This is a genomic window from Pseudomonas sp. G166 (assembly GCF_037027455.2).
GTDB lineage: Bacteria > Pseudomonadota > Gammaproteobacteria > Pseudomonadales > Pseudomonadaceae > Aquipseudomonas.
The window spans coordinates 6401543-6426392 of record NZ_CP146985.1 but is presented as its reverse complement, the minus strand read 5'-3'; the positions used below and the strand labels follow the sequence as shown (position 1 = coordinate 6426392).

The window sequence follows — 24850 nt, the reverse complement described above, 5'->3', positions numbered from 1 at the left end:
GTTTTCCTACAAGTTGAGCAGTATAACCAGCTTGCCGGGCAGGTGCGTCCAGAAACTGAGAGCGTGCTCACACTTGGCCATATTGCTGCCCATGACGCAACCAACGATCCAGCAGCGGGCTGACGTGGTCGGGCCAGCGTTCCAGCAGAGCCTGGGCAGCGTCGCGTACCGCGGGGAGCAGATCGGCGTCGCGCATCAGGTCGGCTACCTTGAATTGAAGCAGACCGGTCTGGCGCGTGCCGAGCATTTCGCCGGGGCCGCGCAGTTCGAGGTCTTTTTCGGCGATGACAAAGCCGTCGTTGGTTTCGCGCATGATGCCCAGGCGCTGCCGACCGATCTGCGACAGCGGCGGGTGATACAGCAGCACGCAATGGCTGGCCGCACTGCCCCGGCCGACACGGCCGCGCAACTGGTGCAACTGCGCCAGGCCCAGGCGCTCGGGGTTTTCAATGATCATCAAGCTGGCGTTGGGCACGTCTACACCAACCTCGATCACTGTGGTGGCGACCAGCAGTTGCAGGGCGCCGGCCTTGAATTCAGCCATGACGGCGGCTTTCTCGGCGGGTTTCATGCGGCCATGGATCAGCCCGACCTTCAGCTCGCCGAGGGCGGCGGTGAGGTCTTCATAGGTGGTTTCAGCGGCCTGGCAGGTCAGCTCTTCCGATTCCTCGATCAGCGTGCACACCCAGTAGGCCTGGCGCCCTTCGGCACAGGCGCTGCGCACGCGCTCGATCACTTCGACCCGCCGGGTATCGGTGACCAGCACTGTATTGACCGGCGTGCGGCCCGGGGGCAGTTCGTCGAGGATCGAGGTGTCGAGGTCGGCGTAGGCGCTCATGGCCAGGGTCCGCGGGATCGGGGTCGCGGTCATGATCAACTGATGCGGACACATCCGCCCGCCCACGCCTTTCTGCCGCAGGGCCAGGCGTTGCTGTACACCGAAGCGGTGCTGTTCGTCGATGATCACCAACGCCAGGTTCTTGAACTGCACTTCGTCCTGGAACAAGGCATGGGTGCCCACCACCATCGGTGCGCCTTCGGCGATCTGTGCCAGGGCGGCTGCGCGATTCTTGCCCTTGAGCTTGCCGGCCAGCCAGGCGACTTCGATGCCCAAGGGTTCGAGCCAGCGCTGGAAGGTGATGAAATGTTGTTCGGCGAGAATCTCGGTGGGCGCCATCAACGCCACTTGATAACCCGCTTCCAGAGCTTGGAGTGCGGCAAGGGCGGCAACCACGGTCTTGCCGGCACCCACGTCGCCCTGGATCAGTCGCAGCATCGGTTCAGGCTGGCTCAGGTCGTAGGCGATTTCATTGCCGACCCGCTGCTGGGCACCCGTGGGGGTGAAACCGAGGTTGGCCAGGTAGCGGGCCGGTAGATCCCGGGCCTTGGGCATGGCAGGGGCGCGTAGGGAGCGCAGGCTTTCGCGCAGGCGTTGCTGCGACAGCTGGTGGGTCAACAGTTCTTCGAAAGCCAGGCGGTGCTGTGCCCAGTGATGGCCGAGGGCGAGTTCGTCGACATCGGCATCGGCGGGTGGGTGGTGCAGGTAGCGGATCGCATCGGCCAACGGCGCCAGTTGATAGTCCCGGGCCAGTTCCGTGGGCAGCCAATCGGGCAGGCTGCTGGGGCCGAGCAGAGTCAGGGTTTGCTGGCAGAGCTGGCGCAGGCGTTGTTGGGTCAGACCTTCGGTGAGCGGATAGACCGGGGTCAGGGTTTCATCCACGGGCGGCGGCTCGTCGCCGGTGATGGCGCGGTATTCCGGATGATAGATTTCCAGTCCCGAGGCACCGGGACGGGCCTCGCCGTAGCAGCGCACGCGGGTGCCACGCTTGAGGCCTTCCTTTTGAGCGTTGCTGAAGTGATAGAAGCGCAAGCTGAGCCCGCCAGTGCCGTCCTGCAGGCGCACCACCAGGCTGCGGCGCCGGCCCATGACCACGTCGGCGCCACTGACGGTGCCTTCGATCACGGCGTCCTGCCCGGGGCGCAAATGGCCAATGGGCACCACACGGGTGCGGTCCTGGTAACGCAGCGGCAGGTGGAACAGCACGTCCTGGAGGTTTTCCAGGCCGACCTTGGCCAGTTTCTCGGCCATGGCTTCACCGACACCCTTGAGTGCCGTGACCGGCACTTTCGACAGCTCAGTCATGGCGACGGCTTACTTGGTTGTGGGCGGCTTGGCCACGGAACACAGGCGGATCGAGTCAGCGAGGATCTCGATGGCCTTGGGCCGCGGGAAGCTGGCGCGCCAGGCGATGGCGACGGTGCGAAACGGTACGGGTGCTGTCAGCGGGCGGACTTCGATCACGCCGGGAGCGTAGTGATGGCTGTCCACCGCCGACAGCGGCAGGATCGAAATGCCCAGGCCCGAGGCGACCATGTGGCGGATGGTTTCCAGGGAGCTGGATTCCACCGTGGTGTGCTTGGCGCCTTCGCCACCTTTGGTCAGGGTCGGGCAGGCTTCGAGCACCTGGTCGCGGAAGCAATGGCCTTCACCGAGCAGCAGCAGGCTCTTGTCGTTGAGCAGAGCGGCGTCGATGGTTTTTTTCTGGGTCCAGGGGTGCTGGGCCGGCATCAAGACGTAGAACGGCTCGTCATAGAGCGGCAGGGTCAGGACGTCGGCTTCGTTGAACGGCAGGGCGATGATGATCGCGTCCAGTTCGCCGTTGCGCAGTTTGTCACGCAGCACATGGGTGAAGTTTTCTTCGATGTACAACGGCATCTGCGGGGCAACCCGGTGCAGTTGCGGAATCAGGTGTGGGAACAGGTAGGGGCCAACGGTGTAGATCGCGCCGACTTTCAGCGGGGCGGTCAGTTGGTTCTTGCCGGCCTGGGCCAGTTCGCGGATGCCTTGGGCCTGTTCCAGTACTTTTTGTGCCTGGGCCACGATGCCTTCGCCGACGGGGGTAAGGCGCACGGCGCTTTTGCTGCGCTCGAAAATCAGCACACCGAGCTCGTCTTCAAGCTTTTTCACACCCACCGACAGTGTCGGCTGGCTGACATGGCAACGTTCGGCCGCGTGGCCGAAATGCTGCTCTTGGGCGAGGGTGACGATGTAGCGTAATTCTGTGAGGGTCATAGCAAGCGTCCATGAAGTTGCGAGCCAAGCATACCGGCTGCAATCGATAGACGCACGTTATCAGACTGGAGGCGGGATATGACACTGTCCAATGCCTGTTGGGTGGTTGCCGGATATGAAAAAGGCATCTTTCGATGCCTTTTGGTCGGTTCTAATCATTGTGGCGAGGGATCAGCGCCGACGCTTGTCGATGGAGTACACAAACGGCGCTGTCAGTTCGACGGTGCCGTTGGTCAACAGCTCGGCCGGCGGCTTGGGCAGCGGCTGGGCACGACGGATCATTTCCAGGGTGGCACGGTCCAGAGAGTCCGTGCCGGAACTGCCCACCAATTCGAATGACAACACGTTACCTTCGGCATCCACCACGAAACGCAGGCGGTTGGTGCCTTCCTTGTTCATCTGCTGGGCCCTGGGTGGGTACTTTTTGTACTTGCCCAGGTGCGCCAGCAGCGTGCCTTGCCAATTGGCCTTGGCGGCCGATTGAGCGGGCGACGGGCCGGGGGCCGGTTGCGCCGATTTCTCGGTCGGTGCCGGGGTTGGCGGGGTGTCGCTGGGCTTCTGCTGCGACGGGACTTCCTTGGGCGGCTCCGGCTTTTTTTCCACCGGCTTGGGCTTGGGCGGTTGAGGCTTGGGCTTTGGCTTGACCGGCTTGGGCACGGAAATCTCGGCTTTCGGTGCTTCGGCCAGTTTAGGCAGCGGCAATTCTTCGACCGGCTCCGGCGGTTGCGGCGGCATGACGACTTTCGGCGGTGCGGGCGGCGGCGGGGCGGGCACTGGCGCCAGCTCGACCATCATCGCCTGGGGGGGCAACTCGATGGGTGGGCGGGACGTCCAGTTCAGCGCCAGCGCGATGGCAAGCGCGTGCACGCCCAGCACCACGGCCAGGCTACCGCTGTAACGCGTCAGCTTTTGGCGCGTCGTGATCATTTCTTGGGCGCCGTCTCGAGTCCGACCAGGCCGACCTTCAAGTAACCGGCGGCGCGCAGGGCGTCCATCACGTTCATGAGGTCGCCGTAATCCACGCCTTTGTCGGCCTGGAAGAAGATCGTCGTGTCCTTCTTGCCCTGGGTCTTGGCATCGAGGGTCGCACCGAGGCTTTCGGTCTTGACCTCGTCTTCGCCGAGGAACAGGCGCTGGTCGGCCTTGACGCTCAGGAACACCGGTTTTTCCGGCCGCGGCGAGGGCTTGGCCGTCGAGGCGGGGAGGTCAACCTTGATGTCCACGGTGGCGAGCGGGGCGGCGACCATGAAGATGATCAGCAGCACCAGCATCACGTCGATGAAGGGCGTGACGTTGATTTCGTGGTTCTCGGCCAGATCGTCGTCTGCGCCTTCTTTCAAATGCAGGCCCATGGCCGATTACCCCACTTTCACCATGTGCGGTTGCGAGCCGCGCTCGGGCGGCAGGTGGTCGAGGTCGCGGCTGACCAGCAGCAGGACTTCGGCCGAGGCGTCGGAGACCTGGGCCTTGTAACCGGCAATGGAGCGGGCGAAGACGTTGTAGATGACCACGGCCGGGATGGCCGCGACCAGGCCGAGCGCGGTCGCCAGCAGGGCTTCGGCGATGCCGGGAGCGACGACGGCGAGGTTGGTGGTCTGGGTCTTGGCGATGCCGATGAAGCTGTTCATGATCCCCCACACGGTGCCGAACAGGCCGACGAACGGCGCAGTGGAACCGATGGTGGCGAGCACGCCGGTGCCGCTGCTCATGTTGCGGCCACAGGCGGCCACCAGGCGTTCGAGGCGGAAGCTCACGCGTTCCTTGATGCCTTCCTTCTCGCGGCTGTTGGCCGACAGGCGCATCTCTTCGAGCGCGTCATGCACCAACAGGTTGGCCAGGGTGCCTTCCTTAGCAGCGCTGGCGCTGGCTTCCTTGAGGGTGGTGGCCTTTTTCAGGGCGGCGATTTCGCCGCGCAAGCGACGCTTGGCACCCAACAGCTCGAAGCCCTTGGCGATCCAGATAGTCCAGGTGATGATCGAGGCGATGGCCAGGCCGATCATCACGATCTTCACGATGATGTCGGCGTTCTTGTACATGCCCCAAGGTGACAGATCGTGGGCCATGCCCAGGGAGTTATCGGCTTCGAGCACTTCGGGGGCATCGGCGGCGCTAGCCTCGACGGCTTGGGCCGGCTCGGTGGCCACCGGCGTCGCTACGGGAGCGCTGGCGTCGGCGGGTGCCTGGGCAGATGCGGGTGCGGTAGCCGGATTGGTGGCTGGCGCCTGAGCATCGGCGAACGCGGCGGCGGGCGCCAGTAGCAGGCTCAGCAGCAGGGCTGCCACAGCGCTCCAGGCGCGAGGTCGGTTGGTTGGCGAAGCGAGGGATATTGAGCGTTTCATGCTGGCCGGACCTGAGAGGAAAAGAAGGTTGATGTTCTTCCAGGCCTCGTGGGGCCGAGAACAAAAGTGGTGGGCATTATTGCAAGTAATTCTTGTTAACAAAAGTAATACAGTTACTTTTTTTGTCGCATGGCTAGCCGCTCATCCTCTACGGAGGCTAGTCTGGGGCTTTGCCAGAGGAGTTTTTGATGTCCGCGCCTTCTGTTTTGATCGCCGGCTGCGGTGATATCGGCGGTCGCCTGGCCAGCCGGTTAGTGGCCGAAAATTGGCTGGTCCATGGCTTGCGCCGTACGATTTCGCACCTGCCGGCCGGGGTTGTCGGGGTGGCTGGGGATTTGTTCGGCGAGCAGTGTCCTGTCGAATGGCCCACCGGAGCGCTGGATTACCTGGTGTACAGCGCCGCCGCCACCGAGCATGACGAAGCAGGCTATCGCGCGGCGTACATCGAAGGGTTGCAGCATGTGTTGGGTTGGTTGAAGCAGCACGGCCAGCGGCCCAAGCGTCTGCTTTTTGTGTCCAGCAGCAGTGTCTATGGGCAGCAGAAGGGTGAGTGGGTCGATGAAACCTCGGTCACCGAGGCCAGCGGTTACTCCGGTCGGCTGATGCTCGAGGCCGAACAAGTGGCGCTGGACAGCGGCATCCCGGCCAGCCGCGTGCGCCTGACCGGCATCTATGGCCCGGGTCGTGAGTGGCTGTTGAGCCAGGTGCGCCAGGGCTATAGCGTGGTGGAAGACCCACCCCTGTACGCCAACCGCATCCACGCCGACGATGCGGCGGGCCTGCTGGCGTTCCTGTTGGACGCCGATCGCCAGGGCAAAACCCTGGAAGACTGCTACATCGGCGTCGACGATGCCCCCGCCGCGCTGGCCGAGGTGGTGGGCTGGTTGCGTGAATACATGGGCGTCACCCAATGGGCTGAAAACGCCAGCGTACGCCGCGCCGGCAGTAAACGCTGCAGCAATGCCCGGGCCAAGGCCTTGGGCTGGACGCCGCGGTATCCGAGTTTTCGTGAGGGGTATGCAGCGATTCTGGAAGGGCGCTGCTGACCCGGCATCAACGGGTCTTTAGGCAAAGGCTCACTCATTGCCGGAGAGCCAAACGCCGAGTCCTGTGGCAAGCGGGCTTGTTCGTTCAGGCAGAGCCTGCTCGGCGTGTGCCTGACGATGGGGTTTCCTGTTTGGCTCTTACCGTAGCTCAGCACCTTCCGGTCTTGACTTGTTTCATCGAGCTCGCGGAGCATTGTCCGACGCTTGCCCAAGCCAAGAGCGATGTGCAGGCCACCCGCAACCGCTTCAGTCAATCCGTTCGAGCCTACCTAACAGCGACAGGGACCGTCATCAATGCAAGCTAGTTTCAGCAAAGGCGTTATCTTTGCACTCTCCGCCGCCGCGCTTAACGCCACGATAGGCGTGCTCAGTAAAGTGCTCATGAGTAATGGTTTCACTGCCAGCAGTGTCGCCGTCATAAAGACGGTCCTGGGTTGTGTGCTGCTCTCAGCCTTGCTGCTATTTCTCAAGCGCCCGACAACGACGGCCAAATGGACCCAGGCGGCGATCTGCGCGTTTCTCGGTATCTTTGTGCTGTTCCACTTCGAAACGGCTGCCTATCGGCATTACGCCGCGGCGGGCGTAGTGGTGATGCTGATGGCCAGTGCTTCCATCTCCTCGATTGTGCTCGCACGCATATTTCTCAAGGATGCGATCACCGCGAACGCCACCGTGGGTGCCGCTCTGGCTATCGCCGGAATCGCGGTGATCTTCGGCGCCGACCTGCGACAGGGCTTCACGCTCCAAGGCGTTGCACTCGCTTCCATGGCGGGCTGCGGCTACGGGGCGTTTTCGGTAGCCATGAAGGGGATGGGGGTGTCCGGTGGGCTGCACTTTACTCGTCAGTTGCTGTTCTTCGGCAGCCTGTACTTGCTTATGCCGGCTTCGGCCGACGGCTTCGTCATCGGTGAACTGTCGCCCTTGGCAATTGCCGCACTGCTGGGGTTGGCTGCGCTGCCGACCATCCTCGGCTTTTTCTGCACCACCAAGGCAATCGAGTACCTCAAGCCATCCCAGGTGCAAGCCTTGGAGCTGACCGAGCCGCTTTTCGCCGCGCTGCTGGCGTTTGTAGTGCTCAATGAAGTGCCCCGCGAAAGCCTGTATCCCGGAGCGCTGCTGATCATCGTTGGGTTGTGTTTCTCCAATGAGCTGATCCGCCTGGGCAGAAAAAAGCCTGTCCCATCTCGCGCGTGAACCTTGACCGGAGGGCGCCCGTACATTTATTTCAAGGCGCCGTCTCGCTTACTGCTTTTCCAACAACCACTGCCGAGTACCCGGCGTGAACGACGGCATTTCATCGGCCAGCGCGGTATTGACGGTTTGGAAGATTTCCAGCTTCTTGCCGTCGCGGGCAAAGATCCAGGTGTTGCCCTGGCCATTGTGCTGCAGCCAGATATTATCGTTGCCGCCGCTCATGGAGGCGCAGTCGCCCGCCAGGCACAGGGCGTAACGATCAGCACCCGGCAGGCCGCTGACCTGGCCGTCGGGCTGGAATTGCACGCTGGCGCCCTGGCCGGGGCCGTTGACGATGTTCCAGGTGCCGCCGAGGTAGGCGGCATACAGCGCTCGCTCGAAACTGGCGCCGATGGGCGCGCCTTCCGGGACCTGGACTTGTGCGCGGTCGAACACCTGCTGCGGCTCGTTCTCGGTAGCCGCCTGGTTCAACTGGTTGCCGTCGCGCTTCAGTTCGCTGGCGGAGCTGCCGTAGAAATCGACTTTCCAGGCGCCGTCTTCTTCGCCCAGCAATTTGCCTTCGACATTTTCAAAGCCGTTGGTGTAGCGCGCCTGGCCAGCCCGGGTGTTGACGTCCCATTCCAGGTTGGGGCCATAGCCCTGCAATGCCTCGCGAAGCGGGCCACCCTTGGCGGCAGCGTCGATGGCTGCCTGGTTGATCCAGGTACCGCTGATGTCACGGTCGGCAGGGTCGCTGGCGCAGCCGCCCAGGAGCAGGGCGACCAACGAGAAAGCAAGCGCTTTGCGCATGGTGGAATCCTTTCAAGACGAAAACGGCGCAGCGGGGGAGGCTGCGCCGACCTTATTACTCGATGACCAGGATGGCATCCATCTCAACCTGCGCGCCCTTTGGCAGGGCTGCCACGCCGATGGCGGCACGGGCAGGGTAAGGCTGGTCGAAATATTTGCCCATGATCTCGTTGACCTTGGCGAAGTGGCTCAGGTCGGTGAGGAAGATGTTGAGCTTGACGATGTCCTTGAACGAACCACCGGCAGCTTCGGCCACGGCCTTGAGGTTTTCGAACACCTGCACGGTCTGGGCTTCGAAGCCTTCCACCAGCTCCATGGTCTTGGGGTCCAGCGGGATCTGGCCCGACATGTACACGGTGTTGCCCGCCTTGATCGCCTGGGAATAAGTACCGATGGCGGCCGGGGCCTTGTCGCTGGTGATAACGGTTTTGGTCATTGATGACTCCTTGTAATGGATGGGCCTATTGGGGGGCTATGCGCGCATCCGGGTGATGCGGATGACGCCCGTCAGGGCACGCAATTTCTTGATCACGCGGGCCAGATGCACGCGGTCGTGCACGCTGACCACCAGTTGGACCACGCTGATGCGGCCATCGCGTTCGTCCATGCTGATTTTTTCGATATTGCCATCGGCGGCGTTGACGCTGCTGGCCAACAGGGCGATCAGGCCGCGCTGGTGCTCCAGCTCGACCCGCAGCTCGACGTTGAATTCGCCGGTGACGTCCTTGGCCCAGGAGAGCTGGATGCATTTTTCCGGGTTGTGGCGGATTTCGCTGATGTTGCGGCAGTTGTCCAGGTGCACCACCATCCCTTTGCCGGCGGACAGGTGGCCGACAATCGGGTCGCCCGGGATCGGCGTGCAGCACTTGGCGTAACTGAGCACCAGGCCCTCGGTGCCGCGAATCGCCAGCGGGCCTTCGGGGCTAGGCAGCTGTTCGCCTTCGCCGAGCAGGCGGCGGGCGACAACGTAGGCCATGCGATTGCCCAAGCCGATGTCTTCGAGCAGGTCTTCGATCAGCTCGAGACGGTATTCGTGGAGCATGAGTTGCACGCGCTCGGCCGGGATCTTGTCCAGGGAGCTGTCGAAACCGTTCAGCACTTTGTTCAGCAGGCGTTCGCCGAGGCTGATGGATTCGGAGCGGCGTTGCAGCTTCAGGGCATGGCGGATATGGGTGCGGGCCTTGCCGGTGACCACGAAATTGAGCCACGCCGGGTTCGGCCGGGCGCCGGGGGCGCTGACGATTTCCACCGTGGAGCCGCTTTGCAGCGGTTCGGACAACGGCGCCAGGCGTCGGTTGATCCGGCACGCGATGCAGCTGTTGCCGACGTCGGTGTGCACGGCGTAGGCGAAGTCCACAGCCGTGGAGCCTTTGGGCAGCTCCATGATCCGACCTTTGGGCGTGAAGACGTAGACCTCGTCCGGAAACAGGTCGATCTTCACGCTTTCAATGAATTCCAGGGAGTTGCCGGCCCGCTGCTGCATTTCCAGCACGCCCTTGACCCACTGTCGGGCCCGGGCGTGGGTGCTCTTGGGTTGTTCGTCGCCGCTGGATTTGTACAGCCAGTGGGCAGCGATGCCGTTGTTGGCCATCTCTTCCATTTCACGGGTGCGGATCTGGATTTCGATCGGTACACCGTGCATGCCGAACAACGTGGTGTGTAGCGACTGATAGCCGTTGGCCTTGGGAATCGCGATGTAATCCTTGAAGCGCCCCGGTAACGGTTTGTACAAATTATGCACAGCACCCAGTACGCGGTAGCAGGTATCGACCTTGTCGACGATGATCCGGAACGCGTAGACGTCCATGATCTCGTTGAAGGCCCGACGCTTGCCGCGCATTTTCTTGTAGATGCCGTAGAGGTGTTTCTGCCGCCCGCTGACTTCGCCTTCGATGCCGTCGATGGCCAGGCAGTGGCTCAGGGACTCTTCGATCTTGTTGACGATTTCCTTGCGGTTGCCCCGAGCACGCTTGACGGCCTGGTTGATCCGTGCCGAACGCATAGGGTGCATGGCCTTGAAACCGAGGTCTTCGAACTCGATGCGGATCGCGTGCATGCCCAGGCGATTGGCGATGGGTGCGTAGATTTCCAGGGTTTCCTTGGCGATGCGTCGGCGTTTTTCGCCGGACAGCACTTCCAGGGTGCGCATGTTGTGCAGGCGGTCGGCGAGCTTGACCAGGATCACACGGATATCGCGCGCCATGGCCATGGCCATTTTCTGGAAGTTTTCGGCCTGGGCCTCGGCCTTGGTCTCGAAGTTCATCTGGGTCAGTTTGCTGACCCCGTCGACCAGTTCGGCCACGGTTTCGCCGAACTGCGCTTGCAGCGCTTCCTTGGCAATGCCGGTATCTTCGATCACGTCATGCAGCATCGCCGCCATCAGGCTTTGATGGTCCATGTGCATGTCGGCAAGAATATTCGCCACTGCAAGAGGATGCGTGACGTACGCCTCGCCGCTACGCCGGCGTTGGCCGTCGTGGGCTTGTTCAGCGTAGAAATAGGCTCGGCGGACCAGATTGACCTGGTCCGTGCCGAGGTAGGCCGATAAGCGATCGGCGAGGGCGTCTATGCTCGGCATGATGATGACTCCTGCCGTTTGCTGTGACCCCGCGCCGTGCTACGTCGACCAGGCATAGGCTTAGACCGCCTCGTTGGACTCGTCCTCGAACGCTGCGAACAGCGGTTCGTCTTCGACGATTTCAGCGTTGGCGATGAACTCGTAGCTCATCAGGCCTTCGGCGATTTCACGCAGCGCTACTACAGTAGGCTTGTCGTTTTCCCACTGGACCAACGGCTCTTTGCCACCGGTGGCCAGTTGACGGGCACGCTTGGTAGAGAGCATGACCAGCTCAAAGCGGTTTTCCACGTGTTCTAGGCAGTCTTCAACGGTTACGCGGGCCATGGTATTCCTCGGAGCGAATGCAATATGCGCGCTGCCCGGTTGGGCGAGCGGACTCGACAGTTTAAAAAAACACCAGCGTTTAGGGAAGCGCTGATTTTTTAACCAAACCCCTCGGCGCGCTGCGACTACCAATGTAAAGCCGTCGCAGCGGTTTTGGGAAGGGCTGATCAGCCCAACAATTCGGCCAATAATTTACCGAAACGTTGCTGCTGGCGTTTCTGCTGCAGCTGGCTGGCGCGGAAAATCGCCTTCAGGTCGTCCAGCGCATGGGCGAAATCGTCGTTGATGATCAGGTAATCGTAGTCGACGTAATGGCTCATTTCGCTGACCGCTTCGCGCATCCGGCCTTCGATGATGTCGTCGCTGTCCTGGCCACGGTTGGTCAGGCGCTGGCGCAAGGCTTGCTGGCTTGGCGGCAGGATAAAGATCGAACGAGCCTGGGGCATGAGCTTGCGTACCTGCTCGGCACCTTGCCAGTCGATTTCCAGGATCAGGTCGTGGCCTTCGTCCAGGGTCTGCTGCAAATAGCTTTGTGAAGTGCCATAAAGGTTGCCGAAAACTTCGGCGCGCTCCAGGAAGTCGCCGTGTTCGGCCATCTTCACGAATTCTTCGCGATCGACGAAGTGATAATTCACCCCGTTCACCTCCCCCGGGCGCATGGCGCGGGTGGTGTGCGAGACCGAGACGCGGATCTGCGGCTCGGCGTCGATCAGCGCCTTGACCAGGCTGGTCTTGCCGGCGCCCGAGGGCGCGGAAATGATGTAGAGAGTGCCGGTGCTGTGGGTCATGTCGGGTTAGCCTTACTCAATGTTCTGCACTTGTTCGCGCATCTGCTCGATCAACACCTTGAGGTTGACCGCAGCCTGGGTGCTGCGCGGGTCGAAGGCTTTGGAGCCCAGTGTATTGGCTTCGCGGTTGAGTTCCTGCATCAGGAAATCGAGGCGGCGCCCGGCCGCACCACCGGACTTGAGCACCCGGCGAACTTCGATGATGTGGGTGCTCAGGCGATCCAGTTCTTCGGCCACGTCGCTTTTTTGCGCGAGCATGACCATTTCCTGTTCCAGGCGCTGCGGGTCCAGCTCAGCCTTCATGTCGGCGAAGCGATCGAGGACTTTCTGGCGCTGGGTGGCGAGCATCTGCGGGACCAGTTCGCGCAGGGTGCTGACGTCTTCTTCAATGGAGGTCAGGCGCTCGTTGATCAACCGGGCCAGCTCGGCGCCTTCACGCTCGCGGCCGGCCTTGAGCTCCTTGAGCCCTTCATTGAACAACGCCATCGCCTCGGCATTCAGCGCTTGCGGGTCGCTCGCATCGCCCACGAGCACGCCGGGCCAGGCCAGGACTTCCAGTGGGTTCAGGGCGGCAGGGTTGTTGATCAGGCTGGCGACGGTTTCGGCTGCAGCCACCAGCTGTGCGGCGCGCTCGCGGTCTACCTGCAGCGTCTTGCCGGTGCTTTCTTCGATAAAACGCAGGGTGCATTCCAGCTTGCCCCGGGACAGGCCTTGGCGCAGCGCCTCGCGCACGCCGCCTTCGAGGTCGCGAAAGGATTCAGGCAGGCGCAGGTGCGGCTCCAGGTAACGGCTGTTCACCGAGCGCAGTTCCCAACTCAGCGTGCCTTGGGCCCCGGCCTTTTCGACGCGGGCGAAGGCAGTCATGCTGTGCACCATGGAGGTTCCTCGCAATGCAGGCGGCCACAACCGGTGGGCGTGGAGCCTGGAATCTGTGAATAAAAGCCGAAGGGTAGCAAAGGCGCAGGATTGTAGCGCAGTGAGGCGTATGCCCCAACCGCGCTTGTGACAAAGCGCAGCAGCCCGTCGGGCGGCCCTTTGCGCGGCTTCGCTCGCACCGGCTTTTTAGAACTCGCTACGTTTAACTGCCCTATGACGATTCACGGCTCTATAATGCTCGGCAGTTTTCCGTCCTCTGTACAGGTGTTCCCTATGAAACGTCCAAGTGGTCGCGCTGCCGATCAGCTTCGCTCGATCCGCATTACCCGCAACTACACCAAACACGCCGAGGGGTCTGTACTGGTCGAATTCGGTGATACCAAGGTTATCTGCACGGTCAGCGTCGAAAACGGCGTGCCACGGTTCCTCAAGGGCCAGGGCCAAGGCTGGTTGACCGCCGAATACGGCATGTTGCCGCGCGCCACCGGTGAGCGGAACCAGCGCGAAGCCAGCCGTGGCAAGCAGGGCGGTCGTACCCTGGAAATCCAGCGCCTGATCGGCCGTTCGCTGCGCGCCGCGCTGGACATGTCCAAGCTGGGCGACGTGACGCTGTATGTCGATTGCGACGTGATTCAGGCCGATGGCGGCACGCGTACTGCGTCCATTACCGGTGCCATGGTCGCGCTGGTCGACGCCTTGAAAGTGATCAAGAAGCGTGGCGGCCTCAAGGGCGGCGACCCGCTCAAGCAGATGATCGCCGCTGTGTCCGTGGGCATGTACCAGGGCGAGCCGGTGCTGGATTTGGACTATCTGGAAGACTCCGCCGCCGAGACCGACCTGAACGTGGTCATGACCAGCGCCGGGGGCTTCATCGAAGTCCAGGGCACCGCCGAAGGCGCGCCGTTCCAGCCGGCGGAATTGAACGCTATGCTGGAGTTGGCGAAGAAAGGCATGAACGAAATTTTCGAACTGCAAAAGGCCGCATTGGCTGACTGATCGATTCACGCTTCAGACAAGGAGAGCGTCATGAGTGATGAGCAAATCCTACTGCCCCAGCCGAGCAAAGAGGCGCGTCAATGGGCAATGTTTTGTCACCTGTCTGCCTTGTTGGGGATCTGGATTCCGTTCGGTACGTTGATCGGACCGTTGGTGCTCTGGCAGCTCAAGCGCGAATCCGACCCGTTCATCGATGCTCAGGGCAAGGAAGCGCTGAACTTCCAGATCACCGTGGCCATTGCCTCGGCGATCAGCTTGCTGCTGATGGTCGTGGTCATCGGCTTCTTCCTGTTTGGCCTGGTGGCTATTGGTGCGCTGGTGCTGACCATCATCGGTGGGGTGAAGGCCAATGAAGGGCAGCCGTACCGATATCCGTTTACCTGGCGGTTGGTCAAGTAACGGAAGAAGTTGGCAACCCGGTTTGAGATAACCCGTTTGCAGCGATTCAAACAAATGCCCCGACTTGTCGGGGCATTTGTTTTGGGAGCGGGTAAGTGTTCGAACCTCATATGTGCCGCTCATACACTTCCAGTCACAACTAAATAGTCCTGGTGCGGCCAATGTTCTTGATAAGGTTGCGCCAAGTTATATTCATCAAGAAATATTTCGATATATTCAGGCCATTGAAGGTCCTTGAATAAAACAATCAATTAGTGTTGATGCGATCAACCTGTTCAAGAGGCGTGTCCAGGTAAACAGTTCGCTTCTGAATATCTGCTCAAGAATAAACCCCGATGGTTCAGCTCGATTTTTATGGAACACTGGTAGCCGCTTCTTTAGTGCTTTTACTGGGACGTGGACTTGTCGCCCGTGTCGGTTTCTTGCGCACTTACAATATCCCTGAGCCGGTAGCCGGCGGTCTGGTAGTTGCCCTGGTTCTCCTGGCTTTGCGCCTCCTCGATATTGAAGTGCGATTCGATACTTCACTGCAGTCGCCCTTGATGCTGGCGTTTTTTGCCACCATTGGCTTGAGTGCAGACTTCGCCAGCCTGAAGAAGGGCGGGCGCGTAGTGGGGGTTTTCCTGCTGGCGGTCGTCGGGCTCCTGGTGGTCCAGAATGCCATGGGCATCGGGCTTGCAAAAATGCTGGGGCTCGATCCACTGATGGGCCTGCTGACAGGCTCGATTACCTTGGCAGGAGGGCACGGTACAGGTGCTGCGTGGGGGACCCTGTTCAGTGAGAAGTTCGGCCTGGCTTCCGCTTCCGAACTTGCGATGGCTTCTGCGACGTTTGGCTTGGTACTGGGCGGCCTGATTGGTGGGCCGGTGGCTCGACTACTGGTCAAGCGTGTCCAGCTACCCGGCCTGGAGCAGGAAAAGCCGCGTCTGCCGAAGGGCTTTGAGCAACCGAACAAAGAGCGTTCGATCACCTCGTTTTCGTTTATCGAGACGCTTGCCCTGATCGCGGTCAGCCTATTGGCCGGCTCCCTGTTGAATGGCCTGCTCCATGAAACAGCACTTGAGTTGCCGACCTTTGTTTGCGTCTTGTTCGTCGGTGTTGTTTTACGCAATGGACTTTCAGCGCTGGGCTTGTACCAAGTGTTTGAGCGTGAAGTCTCTGTACTGGGAAATGTCAGTTTGTCGCTGTTCCTGGCGATCGCTCTGATGTCGCTCAAACTGTGGGATCTGGCGGCACTGGCTTTGCCGATCTTCATCATCCTGGCTGTACAAGCGTTAGTCATGGCGCTGTTTGCGATTTTCGTGACGTTCAGAATGATGGGTCGTAACTATGATGCGGCGGTACTGGCGGCAGGACATTGCGGTTTTGGACTGGGCGCCACGCCAACAGCCATCGCTAACATGCAGGCGGTGACGCAGCGCTATGGGCCTTCGCAGATAGCGTTTCTGGTGGTGCCCATGGTGGGGGCTTTTTTCATCGACATTATTAATGTCATCGTGATTAAGCTGTACCTTGCCCTGCCGTTCTTTGCCGCTGCTTGAGGTTCCGCGTATGCGTGAGTAGCGCCGGCCTGAAAAAAATGCCCGTATCTTGCGATACGGGCATTTTCTTTAATCGGTCGGCAGACTGTCTGCTTCATCGCCTGAGCGATGTCGCGAAATACGCTTAGATGGTCAGCGTCCAGTCGTAATCGACGATCAGTGGTGCATGCTGCGAGAACCGTGGCTGGCGCGGTAGACGGGCACTGCGCACGAAACGGCGCAGGCCAGGCGTCAGCAACTGGTAGTCGAAACGCCAGCCGAGGTTGAGCATCTCGGCTTGTTCGTTGTCTGGCCACCAGCTGTACTGGTCGCCCTCTCGGCTGACTTCGCGCAGGGCATCAACATAACCCATGTTGCCAATGATCTCGTCCATCCAGGCCCGTTCCGGCGCCAGGAAACCAGGAGATTGTTGGCTGTCGCGCCAGTTCTTGATATCCAGTTTTTGTTGCGCGACGTACAGCGAGCCACAATAAATGTACTCGCGACGTTTGCGCCGCTGTTTATCCAGATAACGGGCGAAGTCGTCCATCAACTTGAATTTCTGATTCAAATCTTCATCGCCGTTCTGCCCGGAAGGGAGCAGTAAGGTCGCGATGCTGACCTTGTCGAAATCGGCTTGCAGGTAGCGCCCGTAGCGGTCCGCCGTCTCGAAACCGAGACCGTTGATGACAGCCTTCGGTTGCAGCCGCGAGTACAAAGCCACGCCACCCTGGGCGGGGACTTCGGCATCGCAGGCATAAAGGAAGTAACCATCCAGTTGGAAGGCTGCATCGTCCAGTTCAAAGGCGGAGGCGCGGGTGTCCTGCAGGCAGATGACGTCGGCATTCTGTGCTTGCAGCCAACTGAGCAAACCTCGCTCGACTGCAGCCTGAATACCATTGACGTTCACACTGATGATCCGCATAAATGGCCCCAAAAATCACGTGCGTGTATGATACACGGCGTGTACCTATTTAGCTAAATCCGCGGTATTTGAGGCTTTTTTTCATGCAGGCGTATCAGCGCGATTTCATTCGTTTTGCCATCGATCGCGGCGTTTTGCGCTTCGGTGAGTTCACCCTCAAGTCCGGGCGCACCAGCCCGTACTTCTTCAATGCCGGCCTGTTCAACACCGGCACCGCCCTGGCGCAACTGGGTCGTTTCTATGCGGCGGCCATCGTTGAGAGCGGTATTCCGTTCGATGTTCTCTTCGGCCCGGCCTATAAAGGTATCCCGCTGGCCGCCACCACTGCCGTCGCCCTGGCTGAACACCATGGCCGCGACTTGCCTTGGTGCTTCAACCGCAAGGAAGCCAAGGCCCATGGTGAAGGCGGCAGCCTGGTGGGCGCACCGTTGACCGGCGACGTGCTGATCATCGACGACGTGATCACCGCCGGTACCGCCATCCGTGAAGTGATGCAGATCATCGGTTCCCAGGAAGGCGCCAAGGCGGCCGGCGTGCTGATCGCCCTGAATCGCCAGGAGCGCGGCAACGGTGAGTTATCGGCGATCCAGGAAGTGGAGCGCGACTTTGGCATTCCGGTGATCAGCATTGTGTCGCTGACCCAAGTGCTGGAGTTTTTGGCCGACGATCCGCAGCTCAAGCAGCATTTGCCGGCGGTTGAGGCTTATCGGGCGCAGTTCGGCGTTTAAGAGATCTGCGTAATCCCCCTGTGGGAGCGAGCTTGCTCGCGATAGCGGTGTGTCAGCCAGCATTGATGTTGAATGATAAATTGCTATCGCGAGCAAGCTCGCTCCCACAGGGGAAAGGCAAAAAAAGACCCCGCTCAACCAGGCTGAGCGGGGTCTTTTTTTATCGGTGTCGCTTAAGGACGCTTGCGATTGCTGATCAGCGTACCCACGCCAGTATCGGTGAAGATCTCCAGCAGGATCGCATTCGGTACCCGGCCGTCGATGATCAGCGAGCTGCCGACGCCGCCCTGTACCGCTTCCAGCGCGCAACGGATCTTGGGCAGCATGCCGCCGTAGATGGTGCCGTCGGCGATCAGGTCATCGACCTGTTGGGTCGACAGGCCGGTCAGGACCTTGCCCGACTTGTCCATCAGGCCGGCGATGTTGGTCAGCAGCATCAGCTTCTCAGCTTTCAGCGCTTCGGCGACCTTGCCGGCCACCAGGTCGGCGTTGATGTTGTACGACTCACCATTGGCGCCTACGCCGATGGGCGCGATCACCGGGATGAAGTCGCCCTTGACCAGCAGGTTCAGCAGGTCGGTGTTGATCCCGACTACTTCGCCCACGTGACCGATGTCGATGATTTCCGGCTGGGTCATCTCCGGCGTCTGGCGGGTGACGGTGAGTTTTTTCGCCCGGATCAGCTCGGCGTCCTTGCCCGTCAGGCCAATAGCGCTGCCGCCATGGCGGTTGATCAGGTTGACGATGTCCTTGTTGACCTGGCCGCCCAGGACCATCTCCACCACATCCATGGTCTGCGCGTCGGTCACGCGCATGCCATCGATGAAGTGGCTTTCGATCGACAGGCGCTTGAGCAGGTCACCGATCTGCGGGCCGCCACCGTGGACCACCACCGGGTTGATGCCCACGGCCTTCATCAGCACGATGTCGCGGGCGAAGCCGGTTTTCAGCTCCTCGCTTTCCATCGCGTTGCCGCCGTATTTGATCACCAGGGTCTTGCCGACGTAGCGTCGGATATAAGGCAACGCTTCGGACAGGACCTTGGCGGTATTGGCGGCGGCTTCGCGTTCGAGGGTCATTCAGGGCTCCGGTGATGCTTCAAAAAATCAAAACGGTAGTTGGAGATCAGGTGCAACACGTTTGAGTTGGTTGTGGAACACATCCTTGATGCGCTGCAGTTCGGCCTCGTTGTCGGCCTCGAAACGCAGCACCAGCACCGGTGTGGTGTTGGATGCGCGAACCAGGCCCCAGCCGTGGGGATAGTCGACCCGTACACCGTCGATGGTGGTCAGTTCGGCGCCTTCGCCCCATTGAGCGTCGTGCAGTGCATCAATGATGCTGAATTTGCTCTCTTCGGTCACATGGATATTGATTTCTGGCGTAGAAATATCGTTCGGGAAGGTTGCGAACAGCTCCTCGGCGCTGGATTTTTCCTTGCTGAGAATTTCCAGCAGGCGCGCGGCGCTGTAAATACCGTCGTCGAAACCGAACCAGCGTTCCTTGAAGAAGATGTGGCCGCTCATCTCGCCGGCCAGCAGGGCGCCGCTCTGTTTCATTTTCTTCTTGATCAACGAATGACCGGTCTTCCACATCAATGGACGACCACCATATTCCTTGATCAGTGGCACCAGGCGACGGGTGCATTTAACGTCGAAGATGATTTCGGCATTCGGATTGCGCGCCACCACGTCGCGAGCGAAAAGCATCAGCAGGCGGTCGGGGAACACCACGCTGCCGGTATTGGTCACCACGCCCACGCGGTCGCCGTCGCCGTCGAAGGCCAGGCCCAGGTCGGCATTGGTTTCCTTGACCTTGGCGATCAGGTCTTCGAGGTTTTCCAGCTTGCCCGGGTCCGGGTGATGGTTGGGGAAGTTGCCGTCCACGTCGCAGAACAGCGGAATGACTTCGCAGTTCAGGGCTTCGATCAACTGTGGGGCGATCACGCCGGCCGCGCCGTTGCCGCAGTCGACCACGACTTTCAGGCGGCGGGCGAGCTTCACGTCTTTTACGATTTCGTCGTTGTAGCGCTCGAGGATATCGACCTTGGTGATGCTGCCCTGGCCGCTGCTCAGGTCGTTGGTCTTGAGGCGGGTGTGCAGGGCCTGGATCTGCTCGTTGGCGAGGGTGTCGCCGGCGATGACGATCTTGAAGCCATTGTAGTTCGACGGGTTGTGGCTGCCGGTGAGCATCACGCCGGATTTGCCGGCCAGCACATTGGCGGCGTAGTACAGCGCCGGGGTCGGCACCAGGCCCACGTCGCTGACGTGGCAGCCACTGTCGGCAACGCCTTTGATCAACTGTTCGACCAGCTCAGGGCCCGACAGACGGCCATCACGGCCGACGGACACGTTCGGTTCGCCCTGGGTCAGGCTCTGGGAGCCGATGGCGCGGCCGATCCAGTAGGCGGTTTCGGCGGTGAGGGTTTCCGGTACTACGCCACGGATGTCGTAGGCGCGGAAAATGCTGTCAGGGAAGATCGGGGCGATTGCGGCTGGGGTGTTCATGGGCGGGGCGCTCTATCAGGAAAGTGACTGGACAGGCCGACGGTTAACGTCGGCAGGCTCAAGCTGAAGGGTATGACGGCGTTTTTGACAGAGAGTTCGCGGTGGGAAAGTGCCATGAGACAGCGTTACCCCAACCTCGGTCGCCTAATACATTGATTCCGGATGGGAAACCTAGCAGAAAGCCATTGCACATTTTTCGTCCTGAAACAGAAGCTTAATAAACCGGCCGGGCAGGACGCCCGGCCTGAAACATCGGGTCAGTGGCTGCCGGAATGCCCGAAACCGCCGGCACCGCGCTGGCTCTCGTCGAATTCTTCCACCAATTCGAAGTGCGCCTGGACCACCGGCACCAGCACCAGTTGGGCAATGCGCTCGCCCACGGCGATGTTGAACGCCGTCTGGCCGCGGTTCCAGCACGAGACCATCAGTTCGCCCTGATAATCGGAATCGATCAGGCCCACCAGGTTGCCCAGCACGATGCCGTGCTTATGGCCCAGGCCCGAGCGCGGCAGGATCAAGGCGGCCAGGCCTGGGTCGCCGATGTACACCGACAGGCCGGTAGGGATCAGCAGGGTCTGGCCCGGCTCAAGGATCGTGTCCTGCTTGAGCATCGCCCGCAGGTCGAGGCCGGCGGAGCCCGGTGTGGCGTATTGCGGCAGCGGGAATTCGTTGCCGATGCGTGGATCGAGGATCTTGGCTTGTAGAGCGTGCATGAAAATTAAACCTGGTTCAGCCGTTCGGCGATAAAAGTGATCAGTTGGCGAGCGATCTTGCTCTTGCTGGTCTGGGCGAAAAGTGTGGCGTGCAACTGGCGGTCGATCACGCTGCAGGCGTTTTCTTCGCTGTTGAAGCCGATGCTCGGGTTGGCGACGTCGTTGGCGACGATCAAATCCAGGTTCTTGTCCTTGAGCTTGCGCGCGGCGTAATCGAGCAGGTGTTCGGTTTCGGCGGCGAAGCCGACACTGAACGGACGGTCGGGGCGGGTGGCGATGGTGGCGAGAATGTCTGGGTTGCGCACCATTTGTAGTAGCAGGCCGTCACCGCTTGTAGGGTCTTTCTTCAATTTTTGCGGGGCGACGACTTCGGGGCGGTAGTCCGCCACCGCCGCCGAGGCGATGAACAGGTCGCACGGGATGGCCGCTTCGCAGGCCGCGAGCATGTCCCGGGCGCTGACTACGTCGATGCGGGTGACCCGGTCCGGAGTCGGCAGGTGCACGGGGCCTGTGATCAGCGTTACCCGCGCGCCGGCTTCCACCGCGGCTTCGGCCAGGGCGAAGCCCATTTTCCCCGAGCTGTGGTTGGTGATGTAGCGCACCGGGTCGATGTTTTCCTGGGTCGGCCCGGCAGTGATCAGCACGTGTTTGCCAGTCAACGCCTGGCGCTGGAAGCAGTCGGCGGCGCACTGGGCCAGGTCGGTGGCTTCAAGCATGCGCCCCATGCCGACATCGCCGCAGGCCTGGCTGCCGGAGGCCGGGCCGAAGACCTTCAGGTCGCGGCTTTCCAGCAATTGCAGATTGGCCTGGGTGGCCGGGTCGCGCCACATGGCCTGGTTCATGGCCGGTGCGACGGCGACCACGGCATCGGTGGCGAGCACCAGGGTGGTCAGCAGATCATCGGCAATGCCCTGGGCCAGGCGGGCGATCAAGTCGGCGGTGGCCGGGGCGACCAGCACCAGGTCGGCCCACTTGGCCAGTTCGATATGGCCCATGGCGGCTTCGGCCGCTGGGTCGAGCAAATCCAGGTGGACCGGGTGCCCGGACAGGGCCTGCATGGTCAGCGGGGTGATGAATTCAGTACCGCCGCGGGTCATGACGACCCGTACTTCCGCGCCCTGGTCGATGAGTCGGCGAACCAGCTCGGCGCTCTTGTAGGCGGCAATGCCGCCGCCGACGCCCAGAACGATGCGTTTCCGATACAGCCGCTGCATAGGCCTGCCTTTCGAGTTCAGTGGTCAGTGCAAGGCGAACCCCTTGGCAGCAGCTGCCAGGGTGCAAATCGCCTGCAAAAAAGATGGGCTACGATATCACAGCGACCGCTATGGAACAGCGGTGCCCACAATCAGGGAGATGGCATGAGTATTCGGGATTGGCCGGTGGCCGAGCGACCACGGGAGCGGTTACTGGAGTTGGGGGCGGCAAGTCTTTCGGATGCCGAGCTGTTGGCGATTTTCCTGCGCACGGGGGTGTCCGGCAAAAGTGCGGTGGACCTGGCGCGACATCTGTTGCATCAATTCGGCGGCCTGCGGATTTTACTCGAGGCCGATCTGAGCACCTTCAGCGCGCACCTGGGGCTGGGGCCGGCGAAGTTTGCGCAGTTGCAGGCAGTACTGGAAATGGGGCGTCGGCATCTGGCCGAAAACTTGCGGCGAGATTCTGTGCTGGAGAGTCCGTTGGCAGTGCGGGACTACCTCAAGGCCATGCTGCGCCACGAGCCTCATGAAGTGTTTGGGTGTCTGTTCCTCGACTCCCGGCATCGGGTGCTGGCGTACGAGGCGTTGTTTCGCGGTTCCATCGACAGCGCCAGCGTCTATCCCCGGCAGGTGGTCAAGAGGGCGTTGGCTCACAACGCCGCTGCGCTGATCCTGTGCCACAACCACCCCTCCGGCAATACCGAGCCCAGCCAGGCCGACCGGTTGCTCACCGAGCGGCTTCAAGACGCTCTGGAGCTGATCGATGTGAGGGTGCTTGACCATTTCATCGTCGGCGATGGGGAGCCGCTGTCCATGGCGGAGTATGGGTGGATGTAGGCGATATCAGGCGATAGGAAAACCTTGTGGGAGCGAGCAAGCTCGCTCCCACAGCCGGTTACTTGATGATGACTTTGGAGTAGTCCTGCCGCCCGAACGGGCTGACCGTATAACCTTGGACATCCTTGCGGGTCAGGGCGAACGCGGTTGGGTGCGCCAGGGGGAGCCATAGGGCTTGTTGCTGGATGTGCGCCTGGGCCTGTTCGTAGAGTTTGGTGCGCACGCCTTGTTCGCCGGTGGTCTTGCCGGCGCTGATCAGTTTGTCCAGGTCCGGGTTGCAGTAGCGGGCGAAGTTGGTGCCGGACTTGACCGCCGCGCAGGAAAACTGTGGCGTGAGGAAGTTGTCCGGATCGCCGTTATCGCCGGCCCAGCCCATGAAGAGCAAGTCATGCTCGCCGGCCTTGGCGCGGCGAATCAGTTCGCCCCATTCGATTACCCGGATTTCGGCCTGAATACCGATTTCCGCGAGGTCGGACTGCAGCAATTGCGCGCCAAGACTGGGGTTGGGGTTCAGCAGGCTGCCGGAAGGGCGGGTCCAGATGGTGGTCTGGAAGCCTTCTTTCAAGCCGGCCTTGGCCAGCAGGTCGCGGGCTTTGGCCGGGTCATGGGCGTAGCCGGGCAGGCTCTTGGCGTAACTCCAGGTGTTCGGCGGGTAGGGGCCGTTGGCTGCTTCGGCAGTGCCTTCGAAGACGGTCTTGAGGTAGCTGGCTTTGTCGAAGGCGAGGTTGATGGCTTGGCGCACCTCGGGTTTGTCCAGCGGCGGATGCTGGCTGTTGATCGCTACGAACGCGGTCATGAAGGCGTCGGTCTGGGCCACACTCAATGCAGGCTCTTGCCGGGCGGCTTGGACGTCCAGCGGCTTGGGCGAAAGGGCGATCTGGCATTCGTTTCGGCGTAATTTCTGCAGGCGTACGTTGGCGTCCGGCGTGATGGCGAAGATCAAGGGATCCACCTGGGGCTTGCCGCCGAAATAATCAGCGTTGGCCTTGTAGCGAATCGACGCGTCTTTCTGGAATCGGTTGAAAACGAACGGGCCGGTGCCGATCGGCAGGCTGTTGAGTTTTTCTGGCGTGCCGGCCTTGAGCAACTGATCGGCGTATTCGGCCGAGTAGATGGAGGCAAAACCCATGCTCAGCGTCGCCAGGAACGTCGAGTCCGCGTGGTCGAGGGTGAAGCGCACGGTCAACGGGTCCAGCGCGTCGATTTTCTTGATCAGCGCGGGCAGTTGCATGGACTGGGCATGGGGGAAGCCGCTCTGTGCAACCTTGTGCCAAGGGTTCGCTGGGTCAAGCATGCGCTCGAAACTGAATTTCACATCCTCGGCGCTCAGATCGCGGCGCGGTGTGAAGTACTCGGTACGATGGAACTTGACCTGTGGGCGTAGCTTGAACAGGTACGTCAGACCGTCGGTCGAGACTTCCCAGTGCTCGGCCAGGCTGGGCACCACCTTGCCGCTGGCGGTGTCGAAGTCCACCAGGCGGTTCATCAGCACGTCGGCGGAGGCATTGGTGGTGGTCAGCGAGTTGTACTGGACGACATCGAACCCTTCCGGGCTGGCTTCGGTGCAAACGCTCAGGGCGGCGGCCAAGGCCTGCGGGGTAATCAGCAGAGGGGCGAGCAACAGTGGTAGGGCAGCGAGGCGCATGGTCGGTTTCCTGTGCAAGTCGGAGGCCCATCTGCGAGTGCAGTCTGGAAAAGGCCTACCCTAGTGGGCTCGCCGCCAAATGACTATCCCCTTTTTGCATTTTCCGGCACTCTGCGCCGGCGCGTTGTTGGCTCAAAACCGCCGTGGGTGAAAAAAACCTGCGTGCAGCGACGAGTGGTAACGGGCCGCGCCAGCCTTTGCCCCAGCCGTCCGGGGCGGTTGGTCGAGGATTTCCTGTGAAGACAAATCACATCGGCTGTTGTTGCACTGTGGTCTTTCTGGTATAAAGCAGCGCTCTTTTCTAGGGGCCCGGTTCCTTCACTGTAGGTGTAGCCGGTAAGACCCTTAAAGAAACGCGGCGCCTGGCGCCAAATGACTGA

23 protein-coding genes and 1 pseudogene are annotated in these 24850 nt (G+C 61.2%); 7 read left to right on the top strand and 17 right to left on the bottom strand.

The genetic code is table 11. From position 1 onward, the window contains the following. Positions 1 to 67 precede the first annotated feature (67 nt). From recG to exbB, 5 genes are all read right to left on the bottom strand, one after another. Positions 68 to 2143, bottom strand: a complete 2076-nt coding sequence (recG, locus tag SGN16_RS28640; protein WP_210642031.1) for an ATP-dependent DNA helicase RecG — start codon at positions 2141 to 2143, stop codon at positions 68 to 70. Between the two features lie 9 nt (positions 2144 to 2152). Next, positions 2153 to 3073: a hydrogen peroxide-inducible genes activator gene (locus SGN16_RS28635; RefSeq protein ID WP_210642030.1), complete on the bottom strand. Its 921-nt coding sequence runs from the start codon at positions 3071 to 3073 to the stop codon at positions 2153 to 2155. 171 nt (positions 3074 to 3244) lie between these two features. Beyond that, a complete protein-coding gene (locus tag SGN16_RS28630) occupies positions 3245 to 4000 on the bottom strand; it encodes an energy transducer TonB (protein WP_335944549.1) in 756 nt (251 codons plus the stop codon). After that, entirely contained in the window at positions 3997 to 4425 is a 429-nt protein-coding gene (gene exbD, locus SGN16_RS28625; protein ID WP_025216142.1) for a TonB system transport protein ExbD, read from the bottom strand. The genes SGN16_RS28630 and exbD overlap by 4 nt, the downstream gene beginning before the upstream one ends. Before the next feature lie 6 nt (positions 4426 to 4431). Further along, complete coding sequence (gene exbB / locus SGN16_RS28620; protein ID WP_210642028.1) at positions 4432 to 5412, bottom strand: tonB-system energizer ExbB; 981 nt, start codon at positions 5410 to 5412, stop codon at positions 4432 to 4434. Positions 5413 to 5600: 188 nt separating this feature from the next. On the opposite strand from exbB, the gene SGN16_RS28615 reads away from it, so the two are divergent. After that, on the top strand, positions 5601 to 6458 hold the full coding sequence (locus SGN16_RS28615) for an NAD-dependent epimerase/dehydratase family protein (protein WP_335944548.1): 858 nt from the start codon (positions 5601 to 5603) through the stop codon (positions 6456 to 6458). Between the two features lie 294 nt (positions 6459 to 6752). Further along, positions 6753 to 7652, top strand: coding sequence for a DMT family transporter (locus SGN16_RS28610; protein ID WP_210642026.1), 900 nt, complete (start codon positions 6753 to 6755; stop codon positions 7650 to 7652). A 48-nt stretch (positions 7653 to 7700) separates the two neighbouring features. Here SGN16_RS28610 and SGN16_RS28605 read toward each other — a convergent pair whose 3' ends face one another. From SGN16_RS28605 to SGN16_RS28580, 6 genes are all read right to left on the bottom strand, one after another. Then, positions 7701 to 8441 carry a hypothetical protein gene (locus tag SGN16_RS28605; RefSeq protein WP_335944547.1) on the bottom strand — a complete coding sequence of 247 codons (741 nt, stop codon included), beginning with the start codon at positions 8439 to 8441 and terminating at the stop codon, positions 7701 to 7703. A 55-nt stretch (positions 8442 to 8496) separates the two neighbouring features. Then, positions 8497 to 8877, bottom strand: coding sequence for a RidA family protein (locus SGN16_RS28600; RefSeq protein ID WP_014340863.1), 381 nt, complete (start codon positions 8875 to 8877; stop codon positions 8497 to 8499). A 36-nt stretch (positions 8878 to 8913) separates the two neighbouring features. Continuing rightward, a complete protein-coding gene (spoT, locus tag SGN16_RS28595; protein WP_053190083.1) occupies positions 8914 to 11019 on the bottom strand; it encodes a bifunctional GTP diphosphokinase/guanosine-3',5'-bis pyrophosphate 3'-pyrophosphohydrolase in 2106 nt (701 codons plus the stop codon). A gap of 60 nt (positions 11020 to 11079) precedes the next feature. Further along, positions 11080 to 11343, bottom strand: a complete 264-nt coding sequence (gene rpoZ / locus SGN16_RS28590; protein ID WP_003177259.1) for a DNA-directed RNA polymerase subunit omega — start codon at positions 11341 to 11343, stop codon at positions 11080 to 11082. A gap of 167 nt (positions 11344 to 11510) precedes the next feature. After that, a complete protein-coding gene (gmk, locus tag SGN16_RS28585; RefSeq protein ID WP_003206877.1) occupies positions 11511 to 12131 on the bottom strand; it encodes a guanylate kinase in 621 nt (206 codons plus the stop codon). A 12-nt stretch (positions 12132 to 12143) separates the two neighbouring features. After that, a complete protein-coding gene (locus SGN16_RS28580; RefSeq protein ID WP_210642024.1) occupies positions 12144 to 13007 on the bottom strand; it encodes a YicC/YloC family endoribonuclease in 864 nt (287 codons plus the stop codon). A gap of 273 nt (positions 13008 to 13280) precedes the next feature. Between SGN16_RS28580 and rph the strand changes: the two genes are divergently transcribed. The 3 genes from rph to gltS all read left to right on the top strand — a co-directional run bounded on the left by rph (position 13281) and on the right by gltS (position 15943). Continuing rightward, positions 13281 to 14003 carry a ribonuclease PH gene (rph, locus tag SGN16_RS28575; RefSeq protein ID WP_210642023.1) on the top strand — a complete coding sequence of 241 codons (723 nt, stop codon included), beginning with the start codon at positions 13281 to 13283 and terminating at the stop codon, positions 14001 to 14003. A gap of 30 nt (positions 14004 to 14033) precedes the next feature. Continuing rightward, positions 14034 to 14402 (top strand): DUF4870 domain-containing protein, encoded by a 369-nt coding sequence (locus SGN16_RS28570; RefSeq protein WP_013694558.1) that lies wholly within the window; start codon positions 14034 to 14036, stop codon positions 14400 to 14402. A 335-nt stretch (positions 14403 to 14737) separates the two neighbouring features. Next, positions 14738 to 15943 (top strand): sodium/glutamate symporter, encoded by a 1206-nt coding sequence (gltS, locus tag SGN16_RS28565; protein WP_335944546.1) that lies wholly within the window; start codon positions 14738 to 14740, stop codon positions 15941 to 15943. Positions 15944 to 16067: 124 nt separating this feature from the next. Here gltS and SGN16_RS28560 read toward each other — a convergent pair whose 3' ends face one another. Continuing rightward, positions 16068 to 16847, bottom strand: coding sequence for an exodeoxyribonuclease III (locus SGN16_RS28560; RefSeq protein ID WP_013694557.1), 780 nt, complete (start codon positions 16845 to 16847; stop codon positions 16068 to 16070). Between the two features lie 83 nt (positions 16848 to 16930). Between SGN16_RS28560 and pyrE the strand changes: the two genes are divergently transcribed. After that, complete coding sequence (gene pyrE, locus SGN16_RS28555) at positions 16931 to 17575, top strand: orotate phosphoribosyltransferase (protein ID WP_210642021.1); 645 nt, start codon at positions 16931 to 16933, stop codon at positions 17573 to 17575. Positions 17576 to 17748: 173 nt separating this feature from the next. Here the strand turns inward: pyrE and argB are convergent, their stop codons facing one another. From argB to coaBC, 4 genes and pseudogenes are all read right to left on the bottom strand, one after another. Further along, positions 17749 to 18654, bottom strand: coding sequence for an acetylglutamate kinase (gene argB, locus SGN16_RS28550; protein WP_003206871.1), 906 nt, complete (start codon positions 18652 to 18654; stop codon positions 17749 to 17751). Positions 18655 to 18681: 27 nt separating this feature from the next. Further along, positions 18682 to 20085: pseudogene (locus tag SGN16_RS28545) on the bottom strand (phosphomannomutase/phosphoglucomutase); the annotation flags it as partial. A gap of 251 nt (positions 20086 to 20336) precedes the next feature. After that, a complete protein-coding gene (dut, locus tag SGN16_RS28540) occupies positions 20337 to 20792 on the bottom strand; it encodes a dUTP diphosphatase (protein WP_003206867.1) in 456 nt (151 codons plus the stop codon). 5 nt (positions 20793 to 20797) lie between these two features. Then, positions 20798 to 22006, bottom strand: a complete 1209-nt coding sequence (gene coaBC / locus SGN16_RS28535; RefSeq protein WP_210642019.1) for a bifunctional phosphopantothenoylcysteine decarboxylase/phosphopantothenate--cysteine ligase CoaBC — start codon at positions 22004 to 22006, stop codon at positions 20798 to 20800. Positions 22007 to 22150: 144 nt separating this feature from the next. On the opposite strand from coaBC, the gene radC reads away from it, so the two are divergent. Next, complete coding sequence (gene radC / locus SGN16_RS28530; protein WP_210642018.1) at positions 22151 to 22825, top strand: DNA repair protein RadC; 675 nt, start codon at positions 22151 to 22153, stop codon at positions 22823 to 22825. Positions 22826 to 22883: 58 nt separating this feature from the next. Here radC and SGN16_RS28525 read toward each other — a convergent pair whose 3' ends face one another. Continuing rightward, a complete protein-coding gene (locus tag SGN16_RS28525) occupies positions 22884 to 24470 on the bottom strand; it encodes an ABC transporter substrate-binding protein (protein ID WP_210642017.1) in 1587 nt (528 codons plus the stop codon). Positions 24471 to 24850 lie beyond the last annotated feature (380 nt).

What these genes read in the sequence shown, in the direction of transcription:
- recG (WP_210642031.1), bottom strand. Translation starts at nt 2,143, where the DNA reads ATGACTGAGCTGTCGAAAGTGCCGGTCACGGCACTCAAGGGTGTCGGT.
- SGN16_RS28635 (WP_210642030.1), bottom strand. Translation starts at nt 3,073, where the DNA reads ATGACCCTCACAGAATTACGCTACATCGTCACCCTCGCCCAAGAGCAG.
- SGN16_RS28630 (WP_335944549.1), bottom strand. Translation starts at nt 4,000, where the DNA reads ATGATCACGACGCGCCAAAAGCTGACGCGTTACAGCGGTAGCCTGGCC.
- exbD (WP_025216142.1), bottom strand. Translation starts at nt 4,425, where the DNA reads ATGGGCCTGCATTTGAAAGAAGGCGCAGACGACGATCTGGCCGAGAAC.
- exbB (WP_210642028.1), bottom strand. Translation starts at nt 5,412, where the DNA reads ATGAAACGCTCAATATCCCTCGCTTCGCCAACCAACCGACCTCGCGCC.
- SGN16_RS28615 (WP_335944548.1), top strand. Translation starts at nt 5,601, where the DNA reads ATGTCCGCGCCTTCTGTTTTGATCGCCGGCTGCGGTGATATCGGCGGT.
- SGN16_RS28610 (WP_210642026.1), top strand. Translation starts at nt 6,753, where the DNA reads ATGCAAGCTAGTTTCAGCAAAGGCGTTATCTTTGCACTCTCCGCCGCC.
- SGN16_RS28605 (WP_335944547.1), bottom strand. Translation starts at nt 8,441, where the DNA reads ATGCGCAAAGCGCTTGCTTTCTCGTTGGTCGCCCTGCTCCTGGGCGGC.
- SGN16_RS28600 (WP_014340863.1), bottom strand. Translation starts at nt 8,877, where the DNA reads ATGACCAAAACCGTTATCACCAGCGACAAGGCCCCGGCCGCCATCGGT.
- spoT (WP_053190083.1), bottom strand. Translation starts at nt 11,019, where the DNA reads ATGCCGAGCATAGACGCCCTCGCCGATCGCTTATCGGCCTACCTCGGC.
- rpoZ (WP_003177259.1), bottom strand. Translation starts at nt 11,343, where the DNA reads ATGGCCCGCGTAACCGTTGAAGACTGCCTAGAACACGTGGAAAACCGC.
- gmk (WP_003206877.1), bottom strand. Translation starts at nt 12,131, where the DNA reads ATGACCCACAGCACCGGCACTCTCTACATCATTTCCGCGCCCTCGGGC.
- SGN16_RS28580 (WP_210642024.1), bottom strand. Translation starts at nt 13,007, where the DNA reads ATGGTGCACAGCATGACTGCCTTCGCCCGCGTCGAAAAGGCCGGGGCC.
- rph (WP_210642023.1), top strand. Translation starts at nt 13,281, where the DNA reads ATGAAACGTCCAAGTGGTCGCGCTGCCGATCAGCTTCGCTCGATCCGC.
- SGN16_RS28570 (WP_013694558.1), top strand. Translation starts at nt 14,034, where the DNA reads ATGAGTGATGAGCAAATCCTACTGCCCCAGCCGAGCAAAGAGGCGCGT.
- gltS (WP_335944546.1), top strand. Translation starts at nt 14,738, where the DNA reads ATGGTTCAGCTCGATTTTTATGGAACACTGGTAGCCGCTTCTTTAGTG.
- SGN16_RS28560 (WP_013694557.1), bottom strand. Translation starts at nt 16,847, where the DNA reads ATGCGGATCATCAGTGTGAACGTCAATGGTATTCAGGCTGCAGTCGAG.
- pyrE (WP_210642021.1), top strand. Translation starts at nt 16,931, where the DNA reads ATGCAGGCGTATCAGCGCGATTTCATTCGTTTTGCCATCGATCGCGGC.
- argB (WP_003206871.1), bottom strand. Translation starts at nt 18,654, where the DNA reads ATGACCCTCGAACGCGAAGCCGCCGCCAATACCGCCAAGGTCCTGTCC.
- dut (WP_003206867.1), bottom strand. Translation starts at nt 20,792, where the DNA reads ATGCACGCTCTACAAGCCAAGATCCTCGATCCACGCATCGGCAACGAA.
- coaBC (WP_210642019.1), bottom strand. Translation starts at nt 22,006, where the DNA reads ATGCAGCGGCTGTATCGGAAACGCATCGTTCTGGGCGTCGGCGGCGGC.
- radC (WP_210642018.1), top strand. Translation starts at nt 22,151, where the DNA reads ATGAGTATTCGGGATTGGCCGGTGGCCGAGCGACCACGGGAGCGGTTA.
- SGN16_RS28525 (WP_210642017.1), bottom strand. Translation starts at nt 24,470, where the DNA reads ATGCGCCTCGCTGCCCTACCACTGTTGCTCGCCCCTCTGCTGATTACC.